General features: G+C 67.8%; 14 protein-coding genes. 4 read left to right on the forward strand and 10 right to left on the reverse strand.

Annotated features, from left to right (window positions below):
* Window positions 1-4 precede the first annotated feature (4 nt).
* Together BLT64_RS16620 and BLT64_RS16625 are read left to right on the forward strand one after the other, a co-directional pair.
* Window positions 5-505 (forward strand): phosphatidylglycerophosphatase A family protein, encoded by a 501-nt coding sequence (locus BLT64_RS16620; protein ID WP_011749902.1) that lies wholly within the window; start codon window positions 5-7, stop codon window positions 503-505.
* A complete protein-coding gene (locus tag BLT64_RS16625; protein WP_041530382.1) occupies window positions 502-969 on the forward strand; it encodes a CinA family protein in 468 nt (155 codons plus the stop codon). The genes BLT64_RS16620 and BLT64_RS16625 overlap by 4 nt, the downstream gene beginning before the upstream one ends.
* On the opposite strand, the gene BLT64_RS16630 is transcribed toward BLT64_RS16625, so the two are convergent.
* The 10 genes from BLT64_RS16630 to BLT64_RS16675 all read right to left on the reverse strand — a co-directional run bounded on the left by BLT64_RS16630 (window position 966) and on the right by BLT64_RS16675 (window position 9181).
* The gene (locus BLT64_RS16630; RefSeq protein WP_011749900.1) at window positions 966-2009 is read right to left on the reverse strand and encodes a threonine aldolase family protein; all 1044 of its coding nucleotides are present in this window, start codon (window positions 2007-2009) and stop codon (window positions 966-968) included. The genes BLT64_RS16625 and BLT64_RS16630 overlap by 4 nt on opposite strands.
* Window positions 2006-2446 carry a YcgN family cysteine cluster protein gene (locus BLT64_RS16635; protein ID WP_011749899.1) on the reverse strand — a complete coding sequence of 147 codons (441 nt, stop codon included), beginning with the start codon at window positions 2444-2446 and terminating at the stop codon, window positions 2006-2008. The genes BLT64_RS16630 and BLT64_RS16635 overlap by 4 nt, the downstream gene beginning before the upstream one ends.
* Entirely contained in the window at window positions 2446-3375 is a 930-nt protein-coding gene (locus BLT64_RS16640; RefSeq protein WP_011749898.1) for a bifunctional riboflavin kinase/FAD synthetase, read from the reverse strand. The genes BLT64_RS16635 and BLT64_RS16640 overlap by 1 nt, the downstream gene beginning before the upstream one ends.
* Window positions 3376-3407: 32 nt before the next feature.
* Window positions 3408-3851 (reverse strand): MaoC family dehydratase, encoded by a 444-nt coding sequence (locus BLT64_RS16645; protein ID WP_041530599.1) that lies wholly within the window; start codon window positions 3849-3851, stop codon window positions 3408-3410.
* Window positions 3852-3959: 108 nt separating this feature from the next.
* Window positions 3960-4829: a TIGR01459 family HAD-type hydrolase gene (locus BLT64_RS16650; RefSeq protein ID WP_011749896.1), complete on the reverse strand. Its 870-nt coding sequence runs from the start codon at window positions 4827-4829 to the stop codon at window positions 3960-3962.
* Window positions 4830-4844: 15 nt separating this feature from the next.
* Complete coding sequence (locus BLT64_RS16655; RefSeq protein ID WP_011749895.1) at window positions 4845-5765, reverse strand: manganese-dependent inorganic pyrophosphatase; 921 nt, start codon at window positions 5763-5765, stop codon at window positions 4845-4847.
* 66 nt (window positions 5766-5831) lie between these two features.
* Complete coding sequence (locus BLT64_RS16660; RefSeq protein ID WP_011749894.1) at window positions 5832-6473, reverse strand: DUF1345 domain-containing protein; 642 nt, start codon at window positions 6471-6473, stop codon at window positions 5832-5834.
* On the reverse strand, window positions 6473-6808 hold the full coding sequence (locus BLT64_RS16665; RefSeq protein ID WP_011749893.1) for a nuclear transport factor 2 family protein: 336 nt from the start codon (window positions 6806-6808) through the stop codon (window positions 6473-6475). Before BLT64_RS16665 ends, BLT64_RS16660 begins: the two co-directional genes overlap by 1 nt.
* A complete protein-coding gene (locus tag BLT64_RS16670) occupies window positions 6798-7856 on the reverse strand; it encodes a TraB/GumN family protein (protein ID WP_011749892.1) in 1059 nt (352 codons plus the stop codon). The genes BLT64_RS16665 and BLT64_RS16670 overlap by 11 nt, the downstream gene beginning before the upstream one ends.
* On the reverse strand, window positions 7853-9181 hold the full coding sequence (locus BLT64_RS16675; protein ID WP_011749891.1) for a glycosyltransferase family 4 protein: 1329 nt from the start codon (window positions 9179-9181) through the stop codon (window positions 7853-7855). The genes BLT64_RS16670 and BLT64_RS16675 overlap by 4 nt, the downstream gene beginning before the upstream one ends.
* Window positions 9182-9412: 231 nt before the next feature.
* Between BLT64_RS16675 and groES the strand changes: the two genes are divergently transcribed.
* On the forward strand, window positions 9413-9700 hold the full coding sequence (groES, locus tag BLT64_RS16680; RefSeq protein ID WP_019353022.1) for a co-chaperone GroES: 288 nt from the start codon (window positions 9413-9415) through the stop codon (window positions 9698-9700).
* Window positions 9701-9740: 40 nt separating this feature from the next.
* Complete coding sequence (groL, locus tag BLT64_RS16685) at window positions 9741-11378, forward strand: chaperonin GroEL (protein WP_011749890.1); 1638 nt, start codon at window positions 9741-9743, stop codon at window positions 11376-11378.
* Window positions 11379-11432 lie beyond the last annotated feature (54 nt).

The raw sequence follows: 11432 nt of genomic DNA on the forward strand, positions 1-11432 counted from the left end.
AATCATGGACAAGCTGATCGCGGGCTTCTTCGGCACCGGCCATCTGCGGCCTGCGCCCGGCACCTGGGGCTCGGCCGCCGCCGTGGCGCTGGGGGTAGCGGCCTATGAGTGGCTGCACCCGATGCTGGTGCCGGCCGGTTTCGTGCTGGCGACGCTGCTGGGCTTCTGGGCGGTGCCGCGGGTGCTGGAAGGCAGCGCCGACAAGGATCCGTCCTGGATCGTCATCGACGAGGTCGCCGGGCAATGGCTGGCCATGTGCTTCACCGTCATTCCGCTGGCGCAGAAGGGCGTGTCGATCCTTGCCGCCTGGCCGGGTTTCGTCGCGCCCTTCCTGCTGTTCCGGCTGTTCGACATCTGGAAACCCTGGCTGGTCGGCCGGGCCGACCGGCGCGGCGGCGCCACGGGGGTGATGCTGGACGACCTCTGGGCCGGGTTGTTCGCCGGCATTACCTCGGTCATCCTGGCGGGGCTTTACCATGCCGTGCTGGAGCCGATGCTGCCGTGACCGATCCCGCCGAGATCCTGGAACTCGCCCGCAGGCGCGGGGTGATGATCGCCACCGCCGAAAGCTGCACCGGCGGGCTGATCGTCGGGCGGCTGACCGATGTGCCGGGCTCGTCGGATGCGGTGGACCGGGGTTTCGTCACCTATTCCAACGCCGCCAAGGTCGAGATGCTGGGCATCCGCCCCGAGACGCTGGAGGCCCATGGCGCCGTCAGCGAGGAAATCGCGGCCGAGATGGCGGCCGGCGCGCTGGCCCGTTCGCAGGCGGGCATCGCCGTCGCCGTGACCGGCATCGCCGGGCCGGGCGGGTCCGAGAGGAAGCCCGAGGGCCGCGTCTGCTTCGGCATCGCCAATGCCCTTGGCGTCAGGACCGAGACGGTGGAGTTCGGCCCGCGCGGCCGGGCCGAGGTCCGCGCCGCCACCGTCGAGCACGCGCTGGCGCTGCTCAGGGCGGCGCTGCGCTAGGCCAGCGCCTGCAAGGCGCCGGTCACGTCCTCGATCCGCGTGTCCCAGCCGCAGACCAGCCGGATCGAGACCGGCTCGTCCTCTGCCGCGTCCTGGGTATGGGGCCAGAGGTGATGGCCGATCCCCGCCTCGCAGGCGCGGCGATGCAACTCGGACGGGATGGTGGCGAAGACCGCATTCGATTCGACGCGCTGGTCGATGCGCACGCCGGGCAGCCGCGCCAGACCCAGCGCCAGTTCATGCGCCATGGCATTGGCGTGGCGGGCCAGTTGCAGCCACAGATCGCCCTCCAGCCAGGCCAGGATCTGCGCCGAGAGATAGCGATGCTTCGAGACCAGCGCCCCGGCACGCTTGCGGCGAAACTCGAACTCCTCGGAGCGCGCGGGATCGAAGATCAGCACCGCCTCGACGCCCATGCAGCCGTTCTTGGTGCCGCCCAGAGACAGGATGTCGACGCCGGCACGCCAGGTCAGATCGGCGGGCGCCACGTCCAGGCCGGCCAGCGCATTGGCAAAGCGCGCGCCGTCCATATGCAGGCCCAGCCCCGCATCGCAGGCGATGGCGGCAAGGGGCTCCACCTCGTCGGGACTGTAGACCGTGCCCCATTCGGTGGCATTGGTCAGCGTCAGCGCGGCATTGCGCCCGGCATGGACCGAATCGCGGCCATTGGCCAGCAGGGCCTCGGCCAGCGCCTCGGGCGTGATCTTGCCGCCGGCACCCGGGATCGGCACCAGCTTGGCCCCGCCGGTAAAGAATTCCGGCGCCCCGGTTTCGCTGGTCTGCACATGCGCATCGGCATGGCAGAAGACCTTGCCCCAGCCGGGCGACAACAGCGACAGCGACAGCGCATTGGCCGCCGTGCCCGAGGCCACGAAATGCACCGCCGCCTCGGGGGCGTCGAACAGCTCACGCAGCCGGTCCTGCGCGGCGCGGGTGATGGCGTCCCCGCCGTAAGAGGTCACATGACCCTCGTTCGCGGCCGCCAGCGCCGCCATGATGCGGGGATGCACGCCGCCCGCATTGTCCGAGGCAAAATTCATGAAAGATCCTCGATGATATGCTCGTCCCAGTCGTCCTCGGTCACGGAAAGCTCGCTGACGGTCCAGCCGCGCACCGAGGCGCCGGCGCGATGCACCGATTCGCGATCCCCCGAGATCAGATAGTGCCAGTCGTAGAGCGGCTTGCCCTCGGCGCGCAACCTGTAGGCGCAGGTCGAGGGCAGCCACCAGGCGATCTCCTTGAGCTTTTTCGGGGTCAGGACGACGCAATCGGGGACGAAATCGTGGCGGTTATGATAGCTGGAGCATTGGCAGGTCTGGCCGTCCAGCAACCGGCAGGCGACACGGGTAAAGGCCAGCTCGCCGGTATCCTCGTATTCGATTTTGTTGAGGCAACATTTGCCGCAGCCGTCGCAAAGCGCCTCCCATTCCTCCTTGTCGAGCCGTGCCAGCGGCAGTTCCCAGAATCGCTCGCGCATCAGCGGGTCGCCAGGATCTCGCGCGCCCGGGCACTGTCGCGGTCCATCTGCGAGACGAGTGCCTCGAGGCTGTCGAACTTCGCCTCGGGGCGCAGGTATTCGACCAGCGCGACCGACAGGTGCTGGCCGTAAAGATCGGCCGCGAAATCGAAGATATGCACTTCCAGGTTGGGCCGGTTCTCGCCGAACATCGGGCGCACGCCAAGGCTGGCCACGCCCTTGTAGCTGCCGCGGTCCGGCCCGGTCAGCACGTCGACCAGCACGGCATAGATGCCAAGCGCCGGCAGGTGCAACCCGTCCACCCCCATGTTCGCGGTCGGATAGCCCAGGTCGCGGCCGCGCTTGTCGCCATGCAGCACCTCGCCGTCGATGCGGTGCCAATGGCCCAGCATCCGCTCGGCATCGCGGGTGCGGCCCTCGGCCAGCGCCTTGCGGATGGCGGTCGAGCTGTATTGCACCGCGCCGTCGCCGATGAGCGGCGCGACGGTGACGCCGAAGCCCATCTCGCGCCCCAGCCGGGCCAGCGTCTGCGCATCGCCCGAACGCTTGCGACCAAAGCAGAAATCGGTGCCCACGGTGACATGGCGCACGCCCAGGCCCTCGACCAGCACCTCGCGCGCAAAGGATTCGGGCGCAAGCCCCGCCAGCACGGCGTCGAAGGGCAGTTCGTAAAGATGATCCACCCCTAGCCGGGCCAGCCGGTTCGCCCGCGACTCCACGTTCATCAGCCGGAAGGGGGGCGCGTCGGGTGCGAAGAATTCGCGCGGATGCGGCTCGAAGGTGATGACGCCCAGGGGCGCGTCGCAGGCGGCGCGCGCCGCGTCGATCACCGAACGATGGCCAAGATGGATGCCGTCGAAATTGCCCATGGCGACGGTGGCCCCGCGGGCATCGAGCGGCAGAGCTTTCCAGTCGTGATGGATGCGCAATCGGGCCCCCGATGGGCCGAAGGCCGGCCCTGTCAGTCGAATTTACGGCTTGGCGCCAGAACGACGGCCTCACCTTTCAGGACGACCGTATCGCCGACGAGGCAGCGGGTTGCAAGGGTCACGCGGCGCTTTGCATGGTCGATCGCCTCGACCGTGACCTCGGCGCGCACCATGTCGCCGGGCCGGACCGGGGCCATGAATTTCAGCGTCTGGCCCAGATAGACCGTGCCATGGCCCGGCAGCTGCTCGCCGATCACCGCCGAGATCAGCCCGGCGGTCAGCATGCCGTGGGCGATGCGGCCCTCGAAGATGGTGTCCTGCGCATAGGTCTCGTCCAGATGCACTGGATTGCGGTCGGTCGAGACCTTGGCGAACATCTCGATATCCTCGTCGGTGACTACCTTCTGGAGGTAGCGCATCATCCCGACCTCGAGATCCTCGATGACGATCGTGCCGCGCGGCAGGTTGTCCAGCATCATTCAATGCTCCCGGTGAGTGGCTTCATGCTGCATAGCAGCAAAACCACGGGCGCGCAACAAAATAACGCCATCACCAGCTGGGGAGACTGATTGTTACCGAACCGTTCAGCGCAGCCGGCCGATGCTATAGGCCGGATCCTGGGCGCGCAGCGCCAGCCATTCGGCAAGCCGCGCCGGATCGGGGTTTTCCACATCCGGGCCGAACTGGTCGAAGGCAAGGCCGCCGGTGATGAACAGCGCATCCAGCCCCTCGCCCGCCGCGCCGGCTATGTCGGTGGCGATGCCGTCGCCGATGGCCAGGATGCGGGCATTGTCGTCCAGCCCCAGCCGGCGGCGCGCGAGGTCGTAGATCGGCGGATGCGGCTTGCCGAAATAAAGCGAGGTGCCGCCCAGATCCTCGTAAAGCTCGGCCAGGGCGCCGGCGCAGTAAAGCCGCTTCTCGCCCATGTCCACCACCACGTCGGGATTGGCGCAAAGCAGCGTGAGCCCGCGTTCGCGCGCCAGCATCAGCCGGCCGCGATAGTCCTCGGGCACTTCGGTCAGGTCGTCGAACAACCCGCAGCAGACGATACCCTCGGCCTCGTCCAGCGGCACGCGGGTGATCGGCGGGGCGTCGCGCCACTCCTCGGGGATATCGGTGAAGAAGCCCTCGTCCTTGGGCTGGGCGATGGCCCAGACCCGGCGGCCGACGGCGCCCGCGAACATCGCGTCCTGCGCCGCATCGCCCGAGCTGACGATGGCGTCCCAGGCGTCGCGCGGCACACCCATGCGGTCCAGCTGCGCGGCCACGTATTGCTGCGGCCGCGGCGCGTTGGTCAGCAGCACCACCCGCCCGCCCTGGGCGCGAAAGTCCTGCAAGGCGGCGACGGCGGCCGGAAAGGCCGCGACGCCATTGTGCAGGCAGCCCCAGAGATCACAGAAGAGAACGTCGTAATTCGGCGCAATCTCGTCGAGCGAGCGGATGATCTGCGTCATGAAACGGCCCTCGGGTCAGACGGCCAGAGCCGGGATGATCTGCTTCTTGCGCGACATGACGCCGGGCAGCACCACGCTGTCGCCCGAAACCGTGGCGTTGAAGCTTTTCTCGGCCACCTGCTTCACGAAATCGTTCGGCACCAGCAGGGTGGCTTCTTCGTTCAGGATGTCGACGATGAACAGCAGCACCTCGTCGGCGCCGTCGGCGGCGGCCACGGCCGGCATGGCGGCGATCAGCGCATCCTTGCGGTCCAGCAGGACCTGCGGCGCGGTGGTCTCCAGCACCGAGACTCGCAGCTGCTTGCCGCCGAGCTCGTATTCCTTGCTGTCCATGCGCAGCAGGGCTTCCTCGGTAAAGGCCGACACGTCCGACTTGGCCGCGAACATCTCGGCCGCGTATTCGGGGATCGAGACGCCCAGGTCCCTGGCGATCTTCTCGGCGACGAAGCGGTCATGCGGCGTGGTGGTCGGGCTGCGGAATTCCAGCGTGTCCGACAGGATGCAGGTCAGCATCGCGCCCTTCACGCCCCGCGGCGCGCGGGCCAGATCCTCGTCGCCGATCAGGTCGTGCATGATCGTCGCGGTGCAGGCCAGCGGGCGGATGGTGATGTTGATCGGCAGCCGCGTCCTGATGCCGCCGGCCAGCAGGTGGTGGTCGATGATCTCGATCACGTCGGCCTCGCCCAGCGAGGCGGGCAGTTCGGCCGGGTTGTTGGTGTCCACCACCACGCATTGCTCGCCCGGCGCCACGTCCGCGATGATCTCGGGCATATCGAGGCCCCATTTCGCCAGCATCCAGGCGGCCTCGGTGTTCGGCTCGCCCTGCAGCACGGGTTTCGCCGGGGTCTTGCGCACCTCGGAAAGATACCAGGCCCAGATGATGGGCGAGCCGGTCGAATCGGTGTCGGGTGCCTTGTGGCCGAAAACCTTGATCATGGGGATCCCCTGAAGCTTGGGCGGAAAATTCGCCGGCGTTATAGGGGCGCGGCCCGGCAATGTCTATCAACCCAGCGAAACGGCCGCGTTCACCGCCAGCGCCAGCAGCACGGTGTTGTAGAAGAACGCGAAGGCCGAATGGAACAGCGTCACCCGCCGCATCCGGGTGGTCAGAGCGGTCACGTCGGCGGTCTGCGCCGCCATGCCGAGCGTGAAGCTGTAATAGAGAAAATCCCAGATCCCCGCATCCTCGCCATCGGCAAGGCCGGGAAAGCCCAGGCCCCGCGCCTCGGTCCCGTCCGGCCCGCGCGCATACCACAGGCTGGCATAGTGAAAGGCCATGACGGTGTGGATCATCACCCAGCCCAGCGGCACCGAGGCCAGCGCCAGCACCGGGCGCAACGCGATGCCGGCATGGGGGTCGCGGATCGTCAGCAGGATGGCGGCAAGGCTGATCGCTACGGCGCCGACGGCCAGCGGCACGATCAGGATCATGCCCTCGTCGTCGCGGTCGGCCTGGCCGCGCAGGATCTGGGCGCTGATGCCGCGCATCAGCAACCCGGTCAGCACCAGATAGCCGGCGCAGAACAGCACCGAAAAGATCAGCAGCCTGTCCACGAGTTGCATCCGGTAAAGCGCCAGCCCCGCGGCAAGGCCAAGCGCAAAGCTCAGCAGGAAGCGCAGGTGCCTGCGCAGGTCCTGCAGCATCAGACCGGGGTCTGCTGGTGTTGCAGGATGCGCCAGTCGCCGGCGCGGCGGATCCAGGTGGTGGTGCAGAGCGCGCGATAGGTGTCGGCCCCGGCGCGGCGGGCCGTGGCGTGATAGGCCAGCACGCAGACCTCGTCGGTCTCGATGCTGGCGCGGTCGGCCAGGGTCACCTCTTGCCAGCGCGGGGCGGATTGCAGCGCGGCGACCACGGCGGCGCGGTTCATGATGCCCTTGGACGCAAAGGCCATCAGGCAGGAGCCGTCAAGCTTGCGTGCCGCCTCGGCCACGCCGGCCAGCCAGAATTCGCGTTCCTCGCGCCAAAGCTCATCCGCCATCGCCTATCCCCTCCACCGTGACCGGGCTGATGGTCCAGCCCCTGTTTTCCAGAAGTCGCAGCACGCCATGATCGCCCGGCAGGTGCAGCGCGCCAAAGCCGATCACCACGCCCTTGCCCTGCGCGGCAGCCTCGGCCGCTGCCCGCTCAATGGGTTCGATCCAGCTTTCGTTCCGCCGGTCCATCAGCTTTTCCTGCGCCAGCCGCATCTGCTCGTCGACCTCGTCCCGGGTCAGGCCGGAATTGTCATAGGCGTCGAACCGGCCGAATTCCCAGATCATCCAGCTGTCGCCCGAGAAATAGGCATCCGCCAGCGTCACCGCGTAATCGTCGGCATATTCGGCGGCAGGCATGGCGGCGCGGATCATGTCCTCCTCCTCGCGCGGGGTCATGCCCTCGAACAGGGTGAAGACGGTGTCCCAGGGTTCCAGCGCCCGGACCGGCACCGCCGCGGCCTCGGCGCGTTCCACCAGCAGGTGGTCCAGCCCGCCGGGATCGCCGCGCTCCTCGATTACCCGCATCATGCAGGGCGAGACCCCCAGCATGACCGCCACATACCAGGGCCGCAACCGGCTGGCGATCACCGCCGGCAGGCCGCGTGCCTCGAGGGCGGCCGAAAGCGACTTCCACTCGGCATCCGTAAAGCGCTCGGGCAGCGTCGGGCCGTCGGGATCGACCAGCAAGGTCGGATCCGCTGTCATGGCCCGGGTCAGCCTCTCCTCTTCCTCGGGGCCGGCCTCGACCATCAGCAGGGCGGCCTCGTCGATCTCGGGGCCGAAGCGGTCCATGGTCAGGTCGTGGCGCGGATCGGCGAAGTGATAGGTGCCAAGCAGCGTGACCCGCTGCCCGTCCTTCTCGGCACGCCAGAACAGGCCCTGGCGATAAGGCACGCCCTCGGCCGCGGCATCAAGCTCGGCCAGCCGCTCGGGGGGCATCCGCTCGAACAGGTTCTGCCCCACGCATTCCCGAGCCGCCGCCGCAGGCAGGGCCAGGGTCGCGGCGGCAAGAAGGGCGGCGCCAAGCGCAGCCAGGCGTCGGCGCAGGCTCAATCGTAATCCCCCCGGTCTTGCACCGGCCGCCCGGCCAGCAGGTCGCGGTAATAGGCCAGCGTCTCTTGCGCCTTGCGATCCCAGGGATACAGGGCCTCGGCATAGCCCTGCCCGGCTGCCGCCCGAGCGGCCGCGGTGGCGGGATCGGCCACCGCCCCGGCGAGCACCTGCCGGAATTGCGCCACATAGCCGGAATGGTCGCGGATCGGCACGGTCACGCCGCGCCCCCGGCCCGCCAGGTGGCCCGGCGCACCGTAATCGGCGACGAAGCAGGTCATGCCGCAGGCCATGGCCTCGATCACCACGCCCGCGCCCAGTTCGCGGATCGAGGGAAAGACGAAGCCGTCGAAATCGCGCATCATCCCGGCCAGCTCGGCCTGGCTGCGGCGGCCCTCGAAATGCACGGTATCCTCCAGCCCGTGCTGCGCCACGATTTCGCGCAGCCGCGGCATCTCGGGACCGTCGCCGACGATATGCAGGCTGTGGCCGGCCAGCTCCGGTGCCCCGGCAAAGGCCAGCACCGCGACGTCGGGCAGCTTGTAGGGCACCAGCCGGCCCGCAAAGAGAAAGCGATAGGGCCCCGGCCCGCCAAAGGCCGGCACCTTGCGCGCGGCGTGAAAGATCGCCGGGTCATAGCCGATCTCGGGGAAGTTCACCACGCGGCCCGGCGCCAGCGGCCGCAGCTCGCGCATCGTATGCTCGAACCCCGCCAGCACCAGCGCGGCATTACGATAGGTGCCGCGCGCATAGGGCAGGTGCTTGGCGACGTCGCGCAACACGCGCAGCCGCTCGCGCTCGCGCTTCTGCTCGCTGCGGAACTCGCGCGGCCAGGGCAGGTTGCCGTTCAGCGGGCCGATGACGAAGGGCACCGCCAGCTTGCCCGCGATATAGCTGGGCAGCGTGGGCGTCATCGGGGTGATGCGATGCACCAGGTCGAACTCGCCCGCCCGCAGCGCCTTGCGGAAATGCTTCCACGCCTCGCGCTCGAAGGCGAGATAGGGCAGGTATTGCATGATCATGTTGGTGGACCAGGCCACCTCGCTGCCGCCGCGCAGCCAGAGCGCCAGCTTGTGGAGCGGCGAGGCGATGCGCTCATTGTCCAGAAAGACGAACTCGACCCCCTGCGGCGCGGCCTTGAGGATGTTCTCGCGGTTGCGGACATGGGTGGCGACCACGACGCGGGCCACCCGGCCAAGCGCGAGGGCGTATTTGTAGCCCACGATCGGCAACGAGGGCCATTCCGGGTTGCAATCATCCGCCAGCAACAGAACGGACAGCCTCTTGCCGCTCCCATCCGATTCCCGCGTCAAATCCGCCTCGACCATCCGCCATCCTGACTGAAGCCTGCGCCGCGCCGCGGCAATGCCCCTTGAAATCCCAGCCAAAATCCCCGGACCCTGGCGCGGGCAGCCTAGCACGCGGAACAAATCGCGGTAAAGCCGTGGCAAGGCGTTGACAGGCCGCGGTCGCGCGCCTAGATGGGCGTCATTGGCACTCACCCGAGCCGAGTGCCAACAGCTGCAACACTGCAACCTGAAACACCGGAGTGTTCTACAATGGCTTTCAAACCGCTGCATGACCGTGTTCTGGTCCGTCGCGTCCAGTCGGACGAAAAGACCAAGGGCGGGCTGATCATCCCCGACAGCGCCAAGGAGAAACCGGCCGAGGGCGAAATCATCGCCGTTGGCGAAGGCGCGCGCAAGGATTCTGGCGAACTGATCGCGCCCGCGGTCAAGGCCGGCGACCGGGTGCTCTTCGGCAAATGGTCGGGCACCGAGGTCACGGTCGACGGCGAAGAGCTGCTGATCATGAAGGAAAGCGACATCCTGGGCATCATCGCCTGATCGTCCCCTTCCGATAACCCATTCTAGGAGCGATTTCGAAATGGCTGCGAAAGAAGTTAAGTTCAACAGCGACGCGCGTGACCGGATGCTGAAGGGCGTGAACATCCTGGCCGATGCGGTCAAGGTGACGCTTGGCCCGAAGGGGCGCAACGTGGTGATCGACAAGTCCTTCGGGGCGCCGCGGATCACCAAGGACGGCGTCTCGGTCGCCAAGGAGATCGAGCTTTCCGACAAGTTCGAGAACATGGGCGCGCAGATGGTGCGCGAAGTCGCGTCGCGCACCAATGACGAGGCCGGCGACGGCACCACCACCGCCACCGTTCTGGCCCAGGCCATCGTGCGCGAGGGCCTGAAGGCGGTTGCCGCCGGCATGAACCCGATGGACCTCAAGCGCGGCATCGACGTGGCGACCGCCAAGGTGGTCGAGGCGATCAAATCCGCCGCCCGCCCGGTGAACGACAGCTCGGAAGTGGCGCAGGTCGGCACCATCTCGGCCAACGGCGAGAGCTTCATCGGCCAGCAGATCGCCGAGGCGATGCAGCGCGTCGGCAACGAGGGCGTGATCACCGTCGAGGAAAACAAGGGCATGGAGACCGAGGTCGAGGTCGTCGAAGGCATGCAGTTCGACCGCGGCTACCTCTCGCCCTATTTCGTGACCAATGCCGACAAGATGATCGCCGAGCTGGAGGATGCCTACATCCTGCTGCACGAGAAGAAGCTCAGCTCGCTGCAGCCGATGGTGCCGCTGCTGGAATCGGTGATCCAGTCGCAGAAGCCGCTGCTGATCGTGGCCGAGGACGTCGAGGGCGAGGCGCTGGCGACGCTGGTCGTGAACAAGCTGCGCGGCGGGCTGAAGATCGCCGCCGTCAAGGCTCCGGGCTTCGGCGACCGCCGCAAGGCCATGCTGCAGGACATCGCCATCCTGACCGGCGGCCAGGTGATCTCGGAAGACCTGGGCATGAAGCTTGAGAACGTCACCATCGACATGCTGGGCCGGGCCAAGAAGGTCTCGATCAACAAGGACAACACCACCATCGTCGACGGCGCCGGCGAGAAGGCCGAGATCGAGGCGCGGGTGTCGCAGATCCGCCAGCAGATCGAGGAGACCACCTCGGACTACGACCGCGAGAAGCTGCAGGAGCGCGTGGCCAAGCTGGCCGGCGGCGTCGCCGTCATCCGCGTCGGCGGCATGACCGAGATCGAGGTCAAGGAGCGCAAGGACCGCGTCGACGACGCGCTGAACGCGACCCGGGCGGCGGTGCAGGAAGGCATCGTGGTCGGCGGCGGCGTGGCGCTGGTGCAGGGTGCCAAGGTGCTCGAGGGCCTGAGCGGCGCGAACTCGGACCAGGATGCCGGCATCGCCATCATCCGCCGCGCGCTGGAGGCGCCGATGCGCCAGATCGCCGAGAATGCCGGCGTCGACGGCGCCGTGGTGGCCGGCAAGGTGCGCGAGTCCTCGGACAAGGCCTTCGGCTTCAACGCCCAGACCGAGGAATATGGCGACATGTTCAAGTTCGGCGTCATCGACCCGGCCAAGGTGGTGCGCACCGCGCTGGAGGACGCCGCGTCCGTGGCCGGCCTGCTGATCACCACCGAGGCGATGATCGCCGAAAAGCCCGAGCCCAAGGCCCCCGCAGGCGGCATGCCCGACATGGGCGGCATGGGCGGCATGATGTAAACAAGCCCACAACCGGGTGAAAAAAGCAGGCCGCCCCAAATGGGGCGGCCTTTG

The organism is Paracoccus denitrificans (assembly GCF_900100045.1).
Lineage (GTDB): Bacteria > Pseudomonadota > Alphaproteobacteria > Rhodobacterales > Rhodobacteraceae > Paracoccus > Paracoccus denitrificans.